A 14,574-nucleotide genomic window follows, 5' to 3' on the forward strand; every position below is an offset into this window, starting at 1 on the left:
CAAATATATGAATTCACTCAACAAAAATCCGGTTCCCCAACCGGAACCGGATTTTATCAATTGGCGAAACGAAGAAGATCACCATTCAGGATAGCGTCTGAATAATATAAATCTTGATTCCGTTTCTCGAAGTATGGAGAGCATTTGTCCATTTCTGTTTGTTCTGCAGATGCTTTGTCATAGCAAAGCTGTTTTGTGTAAATAACTTTCTCGGAAACAAAATCACCATCTCGGAACACAACGAACGGATCACGATCAGGTGCCAGCAGATCTTGGCCAAAATTCGGATAAACAGCAGTATCAACGCCAAGCAGATGCAGGATCGTCGGCTGAATATCAATTTGTCCTCCAGGGCTATGGAAGGTTTCTCCCTCCTGTCCTGGTACATGAATGATTAGCGGAACCCGCTGTAAGTCGATTTTCTCCGGTGTTGATAGATTCTCATCCAGATAAACTTCTATGCCATCATAATAGTTTTCTGATATACCATAATGATCACCAACGAGCACAATGATGGAATCCTCGTATAAACCGGTTCGCTTCAGTTCAGCAAAAAATTCCTTGAGTGCTTCATCCTCATACCTAACTGTCTGGAAGTAGCGATCCACGACATCCAAACCTGTGTTTGCTTCATCTAATAATATATCCTCTTCATCCAAAAGAAATGGAAAATGGTTCGTTAGCAGCAGGAACTTGCTGTAAAAAGGCTGTTTCAGTTCTTCGAGATAAGGCATTGATTGTTCGAGAAAGGCCTCATCCTTTATACCATAATTAACGGAATTTTCTTCGGAGACTTGATAATAATCCTTTGAGAAGAAATCGTCATAGCCGAAAGCATCGTATGCTTCTTCCCGATTCCAGAAACTGCCGACATTGCCGTGGAAAGAAGCGCTGTGATAGCCGGATTTTTCAAGGATTTCCGGCATGGCGATAAACTCATTCTCCGGTCGTCTCACATAAACAGAACCGCTAGCTAACGGATAGAAAGACTGGTCGAACATAAACTCTGCATCTGAGGTCTTCCCTTGGGCAGTCTGATGATATATCTGGTCAAAATAGAAACTTTCCTTCGTTAAGCTGTTCAGGAACGGCGTGATTTCCTCTCCCCTTACTTTTCTTCCGATGACAAATTGCTGTGTGGATTCCAAATTAACTAGGATGACGTTCTTTCCTTCTGCAGCACCAAAATATTCTGATGTTACATCTGTATCAGCAGCTTCCAAATACGCTGCAGCCTTCCTATAATCCTGCTCTGTCGCGAACGTACTGCTGAGCTCTGCGCGCGCAGTTTGGTAAATATCATACCCGTGATAATAGACAGGACCCAGTGTACTCACCATTGCTGAGCGGTTATAACTTCCATCATGCTGATCTCCTCCAATATAGGAGAACCCTACATTAACACAAATTAATAATGCCGCACATATAGCGAAGACGCCCTTTCGGCTCCATTTAAAGGCTGCAGGAAGCGGCCGTTTAAAGATCCACCATAAAAGAAGAATCACAGCATCTGCGAAAAGAATTAAATCCAGAGGGTCCATCAATTCAGCAGTACTTTGACTGAGTCCCCCGACGTTTTTGAACTGGAAAAGAATAGGGAGTGTCACAAAGTCGATATAAAATCGAAAATACAATAGATTTCCGTACAAAATTCCCGATACGATGATATGTAATAGTAAGAACGCGCCAGCACGAAGTTTTTTGGCAAATAGATACAGCAAGACAATCAATACGGCAATCGACGACATACAGGACAGGAACAACCGGATGTAATCAAATGGCTCATATAGAGGCAAATCGAAATAGATGATACAAATAAGGTACATTTTACTTAATAGGAGAACTGCTCCTGCCAAACAGAATCCTTTAGCGGAAGTAAAAAAATTCATCAGGCGAATGTTTCCTTCTTTCCGATTAGAACGGCAAGCGCATCTGTCACACGCTCCAAATCCTTCTCCTTATGATGTCCCATGACGGAGATTTGCACCCAATTACGTTCGATCAGGTAACTGCTATTACAGCTGATCAAATAGCCTTTCTTTGCGAGTTCCCGACCGACGATATCTGCACGCTGCTCCTTTGGCAGAACGATAGTAACAATCCCCGGGGCCCACGCTACTTCAGCTAAAAGCCTCAGTCCCTTCATTTTACAAAGCTTGATCAGTTTTTTTGTCAATTCGCTGACCTGCTGCAGCAGTTTTGCATCTTCCCATTGATCGATTGCCGCGGATAAAGCGCTGATCAAGTTAGATGAATGCGTGAACGGGGCACTGTCATATGTATGGTAAAGACCCAGATCCAAATAACGAGGAATGCTCTTGGTTACTTCAATTGTATGATGATAAAAGACGAACGCCAAACCAGCATAAGAGGCCAGTCCCTTCCCGCTTCCGGCAGTTGCCAGGAACACATCTCGCAAATCGATTGGTACGTTGCCAAGGGAACTGCAGCAGTCCAGAACCAGCTTGCTGTCTGTTTTCTTTGCTATGTACTTCAGCTGATCTATGTCTTGCAGCACACCGGTTGAGGTTTCTACATGGACAGCCCATATCCAGGCGGCATCACATGCTCTTGCCTCTGTCAATATATGTTCATAATCAAAGCTTTCACCCCAAGGAATTTCCACTGTGTTGAAACGCAAACCTGCCCGTTGCGCATGATCTGTCAGCCTTGAGCCGAACTCTCCATTAACAAGAATCAACCCCTGCTGATCCAATATGCGTAACTGAGCTGCCACGGCATCGTTTCCTAGTGTTCCGGTTCCCAGCAATATCTGGACATGCGCTGCCTGAGTAAGACTTCTTAGTCGCCCTTGCAGCTGATGAAGGTGATCAAGAAACGCAGGTGCACGATGCGAACATGCTGTCTCACCCATTACTTTTTTTACTTGATCTGCCATTGGAACAGGACCTGGCAAGAAACTTATCGGATCTTGACTTTGCAAAAGAATGCGCTGAAAAGCCCGCGCTTTGCGCTGGAACAATTCTTCCGTCACATACATCGGCTGGAACTGTGCATCTCCTGATCCAGTCAACGGCCCGAAAGCTACGAATCCCATATGCTTGTACAGCTTTTGCTGCCGTAAGACGCCAGAAATAACGGCCATATCAAATCCATTTTCGAGACAGTATTGAATAAGCGCTTCTGCTAGCCTGAAAAATACGAAACTGTCACGATAGGCTTTTTCGACTGCCAGTAATCTGATCTCACATTTTGCATTATGAGGAGGCAGATAGTCATCCAGTCCCTCTATTTTTTCATCAAGCGAAAAAGGCCTGACTGAACGGATGGCTATCATTGCAACGACCGTTTCCCCATCCAAGCCGATAATATATGTATTTTCCTGATTGAACCTATCTATTCTTTTGCGCTCCTGATTGGTCTCGTGCTGTGGAATTTCCTCTGTGAAGGTACGATAATTAAGCGCATGCACCTGTTCAAATTCCCACGGCTCGGTAGCAATCTTGTACTTTAATTGTGTCGAATTCATCGTATGTCACCTTTCGTTACGTAATAGCAAATAGCTCCAAGCAGCTTTCAAATGTGTATGATGGGCTGCCAGGATAAGGACGGTCACTACAACGTAAACAGCAATAGTTGTCATGTCCAATCGTAAAAATGGAAGCAGCATGGCTGTAGAGGCATAAGCAAGTAATCCTGAAATGCTGAATTTTTTAACAAAAAGATAGATAACTAGAAAAGCAGCGATCAGCAGAAAGGTTGCCTGGTAAGAGAAAAATACAAGTGCCCCAAGGGACACTGCTATTCCTTTTCCGCCTTTAAAACGAAGCTGAATCGGGAATATATGACCCAGCACTGCTGCAATCACACTGATACCTGCAATAATTTCAGTCTGGCCGCTCCATTTGACGAGCACTACAGCTAGCATTCCTTTGGCTATATCGAACACAAGCACCCAAAAGAAACCTTGCTTACCCATTGCTCTGCCAGCATTCGTTGCTCCTGCATTCCCGCTTCCAGTCGTACGGATATCGATTCCATGCTTCCATTTCATCATATAATAGGCTCCATTCAGTGAGCCGAGCAGATATGCTAATATGATTGTTAGTAAAGCAAGCCCTACGGCTTCCATAAACTTACACCACCTTGCATTAGTTCCATAGTATAAATAAATATCTGAACTTTCAATGACATTTGACAAATTTCTACCTAAATATGGCATAATAAATGCCTGTATCTGCTGATACAGGCATTTATTTCATTTATTCTGTTGTTTCGTAAGCCCGCCATAGACGATCGAAAACCTGCAGCGCTCCATGAAAAGGACTGTTCCATTCCAAGTATTCACTGATTTCGTCATAAGACGAGCTGTGCTTAGGAAAATTATGATCCCCAAACATCCAGTCTGCCAACTTGCTCTCATCCGTTGGCTTCTTCCGTCCTCGATATGTCATCATAAAATGATAAAAAGAACGCATTCATTCACCTTCTTTCGGTTGTACTTCGTTCTTCTTCCTCCACACTGGGTAATAAATTGTCAGCACAATCAATAAGAAGAAAAAAACAGGCGGCAAAAATACATGCAGCATTTAGTGCCTCACCCGATCATATTGTATAAAGTAATAATCGTAAGGATTGCGTTCGTCCTTGGTACCTTTTTCCCGAGAGATTTCCTGCCACTCATCCACCGGAAAGTCAGGAAAGTGTGTATCTGCCGGAAAGCTTTCCTCTATATACGTCATATAAATACGATCAGCGATCTCCAACGTCTGGGAAAAAATCTCACTTCCACCGATAACAAAAATCTCTTTTTCAGCGTGCTTGTCGGCCAATTTGTTTATGTCAGCCACATCATGCAAAACTGTGACACCATCTGCTTGAAACGCTTCATCCCTCGTAAGCACAACATTCGTCCGATTCGGCAGCGCACCATTCATGGAATCGAGTGTCTTTCTCCCCATAACGATAATTTGACCGCTCGTCTTCTCCTTGAAGAATCGCAAATCCCTTGGCAGCCGCCACGGAAGGTCATTTTTATACCCGATACCTCGGTTTTGATCCATCGCAAATAATAATGAAATCATGCTTGTCCCTCCTTATACGGCAACTGGCGCTTTAATGGCAGGATGCGGTTCATATCCAATGATTTCTAAGTCGTCCATAGAAGCATCGAATACTGAGCTGAAGCTATCTTTAATCTGCAATGCTGGCAATGGTTTTGGTGTACGGTCAAGCTGTGTCTTCACTTGCTCAAGATGATTCGTATATAAATGCGCATCTCCAATTGTATGGATGAATTCTCCGACTTCCAACCCGCACTCTTTGGCAATTAAATGCGTCAGCAGACTATAGCTTGCAATATTGAACGGGATGCCAAGGAAAATGTCGCCGCTGCGCTGGTACAGCTGACAAGAAAGCTTATTGTCCGCTACATAGAACTGGAACATCGTATGACAGGGTGGCAGCGCCATCGATGGGACATCCTCTGGATTCCATGCAGAAACTATCAATCTTCTTGAGTCTGGATTTTTCTTTATTGTTTCAATTATGTCTTGCAATTGATCGATGCTTTCACCTTGTGAAGTCTTCCAGTTTCGCCACTGCTTCCCGTATACGTCTCCAAGATGACCAAATCGTTCGCTGAAGGCATCATCAGTCAGAATCAGCTGTTTAAATTGTTCCATTTGCGTTTCGTATGTTTTTCGGAAGTTATCGTCTTGCAGAGATCGGCGGCCAAAATCGGTCATATCCGGTCCGTCATATGCGTCACTTTCCACCCAATTCTTAAACGCCCATTCATTCCAGATGTTATTGTTATGCTCTAACAAATAGCGGATATTCGTATCTCCCTTTAGGAACCAAAGCAGCTCACTGGCAATCAGCCGGAAAGGGACTTTTTTTGTTGTAAGCAGCGGAAAACCTTTCTGCAGGTCAAAACGCATCTGGTAGCCGAAAACGGAAACTGTGCCTGTGCCTGTGCGATCTTCTTTCTTAGTGCCATTTTTCAGAACATATCTGCATAGATCCAGATAAGCTTGTTCAGAGGTTGTCATATAATATCATTCCTTTATCGTATATCATCACACGGCATCTCCCATTCCTCAAAAAATCGGTTCAGGAAGTCCTGCATGTAAGCATGTCTCGATTCAGCCATATGCAATGCTGTTTTCGTGTGCAGTGTTTCTTTCAATTTTAACAGTTTATCATAAAAATGCTGAACGCTCGAATGCTTCGGATCATTCGGCCAATGGATAAGGCGGCTCGCTGCCCCTCCAAACGCGAACGTACGGGCGATCCCGATAGCTCCTATAGCATCAAGACGGTCCGCATCCTGAATGATCTTACCTTCCAATGTATCAGGAGTACGTCCTTTACTGAAGGAAATATTGCGGCATGCTTGGAATATATCTTTAATCGCGCTTTCATCCAAACCGATACGCCGGAGAAAACCTTGGGCCTCAGCCACAGCATCAGCTGGCTCATCAAACAGTTTGTGGTCCCCAATATCGTGCATCCAGCCGATTGCCTCTGTCAGGAACGGATCTGCGCCCTCTTCAAATGCTATTTTCCTTCCCATCTTAGCTACCCGCTTCATATGATAAAAGTCGTGCCCTGTCGCATCTTTGCGGAAAATGGTATATGCATAACGCTCCATTTCTTCCAATTGTCTTTTCTGGTCCATCGTTCATCGCCCTTCCTGGTCAAATAGGTTCAGCTGTTCTGGCGGAGGATCCGGCAGCTTCTGACCAAGGAGCTGCATCATCTCCTTGGCATTATCACTGGCATCACCGCCGGAATTATTATTGAACAGTAAGATGACACGTGTGCTGGAATGCTCCAGCTTTAAAGCCTTATCCCGCCACTCCTTCAATTCAGCTTGATTGTATCGATAAAGAAAGCGGACCTTTCGCCAGTCCTCGCGACCGTTTTGATTCCAGCCATGCACATTCCGCCCATGAAAACGTACTAGCGTCAAGTGGTCATTTGTAGCTTCGGAAACAGCCGGAACTGAACCGCTCCCTGCCTGTGGTTCATCGCAAACTGTATGTATGAATTCTAGCTCACGCAACAGATGAAGTGTCCTATCCCTGTATTCGTCCGCATACCAAGACTGATTTCGAAATTCAATCGCTACTGGCAGTCCTTTCATCAGCTCACGAATAAACCGGAGCCGATCGATACTTGTCTTTTCCACTTGGAACCAAGGAGGAAACTGGAAAAGGACCGCAGCTAGCTTATCTGCTTCTATAATGGGCTGGATCGATGTCAGAAAGTCATCAAATAGTAATGCTGCTTCTGCCCGTGTCATCTTTTTCCGACTCTGGCCAGTCATGTCCTGGTGCGCTTTTATGATAAAGGAAAAATGATCCGGTGTTTCTTCTGCCCATTTCGTATAATTACTGACAGACTGAATGGCGTAAAAGGAAGAATCCACTTCGACAACATCAAAATGGGTTGCATATGTTTTCAATTTCTGCTGCCTGGTTTTCGTATCCGGATATAATTTATCGTGATCTCCCCAACCGGTCACACCGACTTGTATTGTCAAACCTTCTCCTCCTTCCGACAATATACGATTTATTATATTGTAATGTAATCGTATCAAGCCATCAACGAAGAGCAATGCCTTGTCATGAAAAAACATTAAATGTCGCAAATTGACGAAAGAAGACATAATAGAACCTTTCAATCAAATCAGAAAGCGATTACTTTCCCAATATAACCCCATTTTTACGTACTTGACGCATTTTTCAAAATAAGCTATATTTGTGTCAAGCAAACAAGATGAGCGGAATAAGAACGATGGCAGCTTGTTAGAAGAGCTAAGAAATTCCGCCCTTCTAACAGACTGCCTTTTTCAATTCATGCACGTCTTATTTGTATTATTACATGCGTTTTCTGTGAAACGTCTTTTAGGAGGATAAGGAATATGCCAAACGGTATTGTAAAGTGGTTCAACGCTGAAAAAGGTTACGGATTCATTCAAGTAGAGGACGGTAACGATGTGTTTGTACATTACTCCGCCATCCAGGAAGAAGGCTTCAAGAATCTTGAAGAAGGTCAGGAAGTATCCTTTGAAGTAATCGAAGGAGAAAGAGGCCCTCAAGCAGCTAACGTAGAAAAAGTCTAATATAATCGTAAGCGGCAATCCAATGGATTGCCGCTTTTTTGTACACACTTCCTTCCATAAGTTGCATCCGTTTGGAAAAGCGCGTATACTCTTCCAATGTCTAAGCTATTTTCACTAGGAGGAGCAGCATTGAATAACGATTTACTATGGATTGTCTTTTCGATTATAAATTTTGTCCTGCTGTTAATCATGTATCGGCTGTTCGGGCGTCTCGGATTGTTCGTATGGGTCGGTATGGCTACAGTATTGGCAAATATTCAGGTGACGAAGACAATCGAGCTGTTTGGTTTAACAGCTACAATGGGAAACATCATATATGGAACCATCTTCTTGGCTTCAGATATACTGAACGAGAATTATGGTAAGAAAATAGCCAGAAAAGCTGTCGGACTAGGCTTTGCTACCCTTATCATCATGACGATCATCATGCAGGTTGTTCTTGTATTCGACCCGGCGCCAAGCGACATTGCGCACTCATCTCTCAGCACGATTTTCGGATTCCTACCTCGAGTCGCACTTGGGAGCCTGATTGCATACGGCATCAGCCAATATGTTGATGTCTGGCTGTATGCATTGCTCAAGCGAATGCTGCCAGATGATAAATATCTTTGGGTGCGAAACAATGGAAGTACGATGCTCAGTCAGCTGCTGGATACGCTCGTCTTTTGCACAATTGCATTTGCAGGGACATATGAAGGCTCGGTATGGATGGAGATATTCATCTCGACGTATTTGTTGAAATTCGTGGTCAGCATCATTTCGACACCGTTTCTTTACGGCGCAAAACGGATGTACAGACAAATCAACGATTAGGGGGAATGGATATTGATCGAGGTATATACGGATGGTGCGACTAGTGGTAATCCAGGGCAAAGCGGTGCAGGTATCGTAATTATAAATGATGGAACACGCCAGACCTACAGCGTACCGCTCGGTATGATGACAAATCATCAAGCCGAGTTTTGGGCCATCATCAGAGCACTGGAAATCTGTCAGAGCGATTACCCCGACGATATCATCTCCTTACGCTCGGATTCCCAAGCGGCAGTACAAGCAATCGATAAGGAACATACGAAGAACAAGGAATTCCAGCCACTATTGGAACAAATCATGCAGCTTAGTCGGCAGTTTCCTTATTTCTTCATTAAATGGATACCAGAAAAACAAAACAAAGCAGCTGATCAGCTTGCCCGGGAAGCAATTCGGCAGAATCAATGATATTGAAGCTGAAATCCTTTTCTCGCAAGCAGATTTTCTGCTTGTTTTTTTGTATGTATCTTATCTTCCCCTATTAAATCGAGCACACTAAGATAGAAGCTGCCGTCAAAGGCATGCTGGAAGCGCAACGTCATTTGCACAGCAAAAATAACCTTCCAATCAGGAGCATTGGCATAATTTTTGCCAAAATAAATGAATTGTACGTCTTCGTCAGTCAGTTTGAATCCTTTTGCCCATAAATCGTCCAGAAAATAGGCCAAGCTATGTTTCGTCAACTTGCAAAACCCCTTTATCAGAATCCGACTATTATTATAGCATTCTTGTTTCCGGTTTCAATGATTTTATGATAATTCTATTTTATTGGATTTATTAGATTTTTCTAACTTGCGCAACATTTCTACTAAGTATTTACAATTCAAAAAGTTAGCATTAAACTAATAAAGCCAATTAGAAAGGGGATGTTAGCGTGAAAAAGCTTATGTATTTGCTAGCGTTAACGGCTATCGTAGCCATCTTTGCAACAGGTTGTTCAAATGCTGATTCACAAAGTAAGTCAGACAGCGGTTCAGAAAAAACAGAAACGACCGATGTCAAAAAGGAACTTCTGCATACGCAAATGGATTTCACAGCAGAATTCAGTCCTAACTATGCACCGATCGCAGCTTATCAAACTGCACTAGCTGACGAAGAGTCCACAGACGATGTTATCAAAACGTCTGCTGAAGCTGCTAAAAAAGCAGCTGATGAAGGTGCTGCAAAGCTTGCAGATTACAAGTTGGAAAGCAATCTTCCAGATGAAGAGAAGGAAGCCTTCACTGCTTCACTTGAGTCTTTGAAAGCATACTTCGAGGAAATTAGTAAAGCAATCGATGCTTCTCAAACAGAGCCTAACTTAGATGCAGCTCAGAAACAATTCGATACTTTCCAGTCCGACTTAGAAGGACTCTATAAAGATGCTGGATTGCAAGTACCAGATATGACAACAGCTCTAAGCTAAAAAAAACGATGCAGATCGCTCTGCATCGTTTTTTTTATAATTGATAGATTTTACTGTATTTCTCAGTTAGATAGCTTACAAGATGATTGGGATTCAATCCTTCACCCGTTACATCCTGCAGCAATTCCAAAGGTTTCTTAGCTTTACCGTATTGATGGATTTGTTCCGTTAACCATTCTTTGATCGGAGCGAAGTCCCCTTTTTCAATCAGACTGTCCGTATCCAAAGACTGCTGCATCTTGGCATGGAACTGCGCTGCGTACATATAACCTAGTGCGTATGAAGGGAAATAACCGAAGTCCCCTCCTGACCAGTGAATATCCTGCAGCACACCTTGGGAATCGCTTTCTGGCACAATACCAAGGTACTCTTCCATTTTACTGTTCCAGATTTCAGGCAGATCTTTCACCTCGATCTCATCTTTGAATAGTGCTTTCTCCAGTTCATAACGGATCATGATATGCAATGCGTACGTCAATTCGTCTGCCTCAATCCGGATGAATGAAGCTTTTACCTCATTCACTGCCTGATAGAATGTCTCAAAATCAATGTCCTGCAGTGATGCAGGCGCATAAGTTTTGAATTCCTCAAAATGGCCTTTCCAGAATGCCTCGCTGCGTGCGACGAAGTTTTCCCAGAATAAAGACTGAGATTCATGAATTCCCATGCTCGTTCCGCTTGCTAAAGGTGTCGAAGCTAATTTTTCCGCTATGTTCTGTTCGTACAGCGCATGACCGCCTTCATGAATCGTACCGAAGACAGCCATCCGGAAATCTTCTTCATCATAACGCGTCGTGATACGGACATCTTTCGGGTTCAATGTGATTTCAAATGGATGAATTGTATCATCCAGTCTTCCAGCTTCAAAGTCATAGCCCATTTTTTCCAGAACAGAAATAGTAAAAGCTTTTTGCTGTTCCTTCGAGAAATGGGTCTGCAGCACACTAGTGTCTGGTTTCACGTTTGACTGTTTGATTTGTTCAAGTAAATTTGTAAGGGATTTACGCAATGCTGGGAACACTTCATCCAGCGTCTCCATTGTCACGCCAGGCTCATACATATCGAGCAGAACGTCATAAGGATGCTGATCAGCATTCCAATAAGAAGCGAATTTCTTTTTGTAGGCAACCAGTTCCTCCAGATATGGCTGAAGCAAATTGAAATCACCTTTTTCTCTTGCTTCTCCCCAAACAGATTCGGCTTTGGACTGAAGCATGATATATGCTTTAAATTCTGCTTCAGGAATTTTCTTGTTTCGATCGTATTCTTTTTCACTCTCAGCTAATGATTTGACCAGAATTTCGTCCTCTGCGATCGGCTTCAGTTCCTCTATCAGTTCTTTCAGTTTGTCAGATGTGGATAGACGATGCGACTGCTGTGATAAATAGCTGATCGCTTCTGCCCGATATTCCATACCAGCTTTCGGTGCTTTCGTCCGCAAGTCCCAATGCATGAGGGCTATTGCTTCTTCATACGCTTTTTGTTCCTTGATCAAGTCCCAATATTGCTGTGTTGCATCTGACATACTATCCGCTCCCTTATTTAGATATGTTTACCGAAATACTGATAATAGTCGGTTTTGATAAAACCATTGAAAAGCTTGCGTTTCTTCGTTGCCTGCTTGCCGTAGAATGTTTCGAAACCTTCGTGAGATGTCAAGATATAACCGCTCCATGAAGGGTTAGCCTTCATGATGGAGCCGAGCTCTTTGTAGGCTTTTTCCACCTCAGGGCGATCTCCCATTCTTTCCCCATAAGGCGGATTCGTTATCATGTAGCCATTATCCTGCTTCGGATTCCAATCTGCCACCTGCATCTGTCTCCAGTTGACTAATTCCCCAAGGCCTGACTCAATACTGTTTGCCTTCGCGATTTCCACCATTTTATGATCGATATCCGAACCTGAAATATGAAGTTCCTGATCATAATTGGCTAAGTCCTCGGCTTCTTCCAGTGCCTTTTCCCAAAGGTCAGATTTCACCCAATGCCAGTTTTCGGCATCAAATTCACGGTTAAATCCAGGTGCAATGTTCTGCCCTATCAGTGCTGCTTCGATAGCAATAGTACCGCTTCCGCAAAACGGGTCGTGAAGCGGGAATTCCGGACGCCAATTCGTCAATAGCACCATTGCGGCTGCAAGTGTTTCCTTGATAGGAGCTTCGCCTTGCCCGACGCGATAGCCACGTTTATGCAAGCCTGTCCCGCTAGTGTCCAGAGTAAGGCTAACCGTATCCTTCAAGATAGCCACTTCAATCCGGTGTCTTGGCCCGGACTCCTCCAGCCAGGAAGCAATACCGTGCTTTTGCTTCAGCCTCTCTACAACAGCCTTCTTTACGATACGCTGACAATCCGGGACACTATATAACGTCGATTTGACGCTTTTTCCGATAACCGGGAATTCTCCATTTTCCTGTATGTACGTTTCCCAAGGTAATGCCTTCGTCTGTTCAAAAAGCTCATCAAAAGTAGTCGCTTTGAATTCCCCAACAAGCACTTTGATACGATCAGCTGTCCGCAGCCACAGATTGCAGCGTGCAATGGCGGACGGATCTGCCTGGAATATTACTTTACCATTGTCTACTTGAACATCTTCATAGCCCAGCTGCTTCACTTCGCGTGCAACGACAGACTCCAATCCCATCGCCGCAGTGGCAATCAGGGTCACTTGCCTTTTCATCATGTAAAACCTCGCTTTTATGTATTAAAAAGCCCTCTCTAGCTGAAACCAGTTAGAAAGGGCTGTTTGTTGTATACAGTGGACCAAATGAATGTTCTGTAAGCCATGTTCTGTACCGATGCACTGCGAGCGGTGGTCAGCCTCGTACAACGGCAGTAATCATCTATCTACAAGCTCATCACTTGTCCCTTTTTAGGTTGAATTCCCATAATCAAGGGTGCCCCTACCAACATTTGGGTTGCTCACTCGTGGGGTTTACCTCGTTCCACTCAGCAAGTTTCCAAGCTGACTACGTCACTGTGGCACTTTCAAGACATGTCAGCCATATCCGAAGACTTAGGCTTTCTGCCTGCCGTTAGCATTGCTGCTACCTTGGCTTATGAATTCGCCAAGCACGAACACTACAAGCATCTCAGCCTGTGTGAGCATGGACTTTCCTCTGCATCACTGCAGCGATTACTCAAACATTCATTTTTAAGTTGCTAACCTATTGTACGCGGTTCGACGTCAATAGTCAAGACCGCCCAGCATCAAACATCATTCTCAGCGAATTTTTTTCCGAAAACGGCCTTCTCCAAATTGGACAGACGTTTAAGGATGTCATAATTCACTTGATGATTTGTCTGAGTCTCTCGCTCACGTACCGGAGCAGCCGGCTGTGGAGCTTGTTCTTTCGGTTGCTGTACAGATCTGGTTGATCTCACAGTGTCGTTTGAGGACTGCTGCTGTCTCAGACGTTCGTTTTCGCTTTTCAGTCGATCGATTTCTTTTTGGAATGTTTCGTAATCCTGAATGATTTTGTCCAAATACTCATCGACTTCATCTTGGTTATAACCACGCATACCTGTTTTAAAATTCTTTTCAAAGATATCTTTTTGTGTCAGTTGGATGTTTGCCAAAGCCATACACAAGTCACCTCATTTATACAATTGTATATATGTCCATTCTTTCAAAATCAGTTGAGATTGTCAATTTTCTTCTCATGTCTGATCCCAATATGAAGGATCATTCATCTGTTCCCTCTCAAGTGTGTCCTGCAAATCCAGCGCAGTTATATAGTAGAGCTCATAATCATGCGCTTCTTGATAGCTGCGTGCTTCTTTGAGGAAGAAGTCGATACTGCCTGTCTGATTTTCGTCATACATGACAAGTGCACCCTCCGTTTTGGACAGCATCCATTTATCTCGTGCTTTGAATTGGTAAGGTCCCTTATAATCACCTTCATATATCGGCTGATAGAAATCAGCAAGCATGATCAGTTCCTGATACTCTTCCTGCAAATCTTCTGACCAGCGTGCGTCCTGATTATCAAAAGGGGGGATGACAGCAAGCTGTATATCATATTCCTCTTCCTTCAGATCAAGTACAACCTGGGCTGCCCAAAGCTCCACACCCGTCTGTCCGGACAGAAGCACCCATTCCAATCCAGTTTCAATCAGACCGATTAGCTTGTCCCGTATGGTTTGCTTGATATAATGCACACGAGGATCACTCATCTTAAAGATTCCCATTTCGTAGTGCTTGTATCCAGTCACATATAAATTCTTCATCTGGGACATGCGCTCCTCTTCTTTTCACTGTTTCTATCTAA

At 43.6% G+C, this 14,574-nt stretch carries 17 protein-coding genes and 1 other RNA gene; 4 read left to right on the forward strand and 14 right to left on the reverse strand.

Features of this window, described 5'->3' with window-relative positions:
• Positions 1-56: 56 nt before the first annotated feature.
• The 8 genes from ABXS78_RS09050 to ABXS78_RS09085 form a co-directional block, all read right to left on the reverse strand.
• A complete protein-coding gene (locus ABXS78_RS09050; protein ID WP_366249782.1) occupies positions 57-1,889 on the reverse strand; it encodes an LTA synthase family protein in 1,833 nt (610 codons plus the stop codon).
• Complete coding sequence (locus tag ABXS78_RS09055; protein ID WP_366249783.1) at positions 1,889-3,490, reverse strand: aminotransferase class V-fold PLP-dependent enzyme; 1,602 nt, start codon at positions 3,488-3,490, stop codon at positions 1,889-1,891. The genes ABXS78_RS09050 and ABXS78_RS09055 overlap by 1 nt, the downstream gene beginning before the upstream one ends.
• Before the next feature lie 6 nt (positions 3,491-3,496).
• A complete protein-coding gene (gene plsY, locus ABXS78_RS09060) occupies positions 3,497-4,093 on the reverse strand; it encodes a glycerol-3-phosphate 1-O-acyltransferase PlsY (protein ID WP_366249784.1) in 597 nt (198 codons plus the stop codon).
• Positions 4,094-4,223: 130 nt separating this feature from the next.
• Positions 4,224-4,439 carry a YozE family protein gene (locus ABXS78_RS09065; RefSeq protein ID WP_366249785.1) on the reverse strand — a complete coding sequence of 72 codons (216 nt, stop codon included), beginning with the start codon at positions 4,437-4,439 and terminating at the stop codon, positions 4,224-4,226.
• A 111-nt stretch (positions 4,440-4,550) separates the two neighbouring features.
• Entirely contained in the window at positions 4,551-5,045 is a 495-nt protein-coding gene (locus tag ABXS78_RS09070) for a dihydrofolate reductase (RefSeq protein ID WP_366249786.1), read from the reverse strand.
• A gap of 12 nt (positions 5,046-5,057) precedes the next feature.
• Positions 5,058-6,014: a thymidylate synthase gene (locus tag ABXS78_RS09075; RefSeq protein WP_366249787.1), complete on the reverse strand. Its 957-nt coding sequence runs from the start codon at positions 6,012-6,014 to the stop codon at positions 5,058-5,060.
• A gap of 14 nt (positions 6,015-6,028) precedes the next feature.
• On the reverse strand, positions 6,029-6,643 hold the full coding sequence (locus ABXS78_RS09080; protein ID WP_366249788.1) for an HD domain-containing protein: 615 nt from the start codon (positions 6,641-6,643) through the stop codon (positions 6,029-6,031).
• A gap of 3 nt (positions 6,644-6,646) precedes the next feature.
• A complete protein-coding gene (locus tag ABXS78_RS09085) occupies positions 6,647-7,510 on the reverse strand; it encodes a DUF72 domain-containing protein (protein WP_366249789.1) in 864 nt (287 codons plus the stop codon).
• Positions 7,511-7,891: 381 nt separating this feature from the next.
• On the opposite strand from ABXS78_RS09085, the gene ABXS78_RS09090 reads away from it, so the two are divergent.
• From ABXS78_RS09090 to ABXS78_RS09100, 3 genes are all read left to right on the forward strand, one after another.
• Positions 7,892-8,092 carry a cold-shock protein gene (locus ABXS78_RS09090; protein WP_038560820.1) on the forward strand — a complete coding sequence of 67 codons (201 nt, stop codon included), beginning with the start codon at positions 7,892-7,894 and terminating at the stop codon, positions 8,090-8,092.
• A 129-nt stretch (positions 8,093-8,221) separates the two neighbouring features.
• Entirely contained in the window at positions 8,222-8,905 is a 684-nt protein-coding gene (locus ABXS78_RS09095) for a queuosine precursor transporter (protein ID WP_366249790.1), read from the forward strand.
• 12 nt (positions 8,906-8,917) lie between these two features.
• The gene (locus ABXS78_RS09100; RefSeq protein ID WP_366249791.1) at positions 8,918-9,310 is read left to right on the forward strand and encodes a ribonuclease HI family protein; all 393 of its coding nucleotides are present in this window, start codon (positions 8,918-8,920) and stop codon (positions 9,308-9,310) included.
• On the opposite strand, the gene ABXS78_RS09105 is transcribed toward ABXS78_RS09100, so the two are convergent.
• Complete coding sequence (locus tag ABXS78_RS09105; RefSeq protein ID WP_366249792.1) at positions 9,304-9,585, reverse strand: DUF6123 family protein; 282 nt, start codon at positions 9,583-9,585, stop codon at positions 9,304-9,306. The two genes, ABXS78_RS09100 and ABXS78_RS09105, sit on opposite strands and share 7 nt — an antisense overlap.
• 191 nt (positions 9,586-9,776) lie before the next feature.
• On the opposite strand from ABXS78_RS09105, the gene ABXS78_RS09110 reads away from it, so the two are divergent.
• The gene (locus ABXS78_RS09110; protein WP_366249793.1) at positions 9,777-10,307 is read left to right on the forward strand and encodes a hypothetical protein; all 531 of its coding nucleotides are present in this window, start codon (positions 9,777-9,779) and stop codon (positions 10,305-10,307) included.
• Positions 10,308-10,341: 34 nt separating this feature from the next.
• Here ABXS78_RS09110 and ABXS78_RS09115 read toward each other — a convergent pair whose 3' ends face one another.
• The 5 genes from ABXS78_RS09115 to ABXS78_RS09135 all read right to left on the reverse strand — a co-directional run bounded on the left by ABXS78_RS09115 (position 10,342) and on the right by ABXS78_RS09135 (position 14,533).
• Complete coding sequence (locus ABXS78_RS09115; protein WP_366249794.1) at positions 10,342-11,832, reverse strand: carboxypeptidase M32; 1,491 nt, start codon at positions 11,830-11,832, stop codon at positions 10,342-10,344.
• Between the two features lie 17 nt (positions 11,833-11,849).
• Entirely contained in the window at positions 11,850-12,983 is a 1,134-nt protein-coding gene (locus tag ABXS78_RS09120; RefSeq protein WP_366249908.1) for a class I SAM-dependent RNA methyltransferase, read from the reverse strand.
• Positions 12,984-13,077: 94 nt separating this feature from the next.
• Positions 13,078-13,451, reverse strand: an RNA gene (gene rnpB / locus ABXS78_RS09125) — RNase P RNA component class B.
• 62 nt (positions 13,452-13,513) lie between these two features.
• Positions 13,514-13,888 (reverse strand): cell division regulator GpsB, encoded by a 375-nt coding sequence (gene gpsB / locus ABXS78_RS09130; RefSeq protein ID WP_095222700.1) that lies wholly within the window; start codon positions 13,886-13,888, stop codon positions 13,514-13,516.
• A gap of 75 nt (positions 13,889-13,963) precedes the next feature.
• On the reverse strand, positions 13,964-14,533 hold the full coding sequence (locus tag ABXS78_RS09135) for a DUF1273 domain-containing protein (RefSeq protein ID WP_366249795.1): 570 nt from the start codon (positions 14,531-14,533) through the stop codon (positions 13,964-13,966).
• Positions 14,534-14,574 lie beyond the last annotated feature (41 nt).

The organism is Terribacillus aidingensis (assembly GCF_040703035.1).
Lineage (GTDB): Bacteria > Bacillota > Bacilli > Bacillales > Amphibacillaceae > Terribacillus.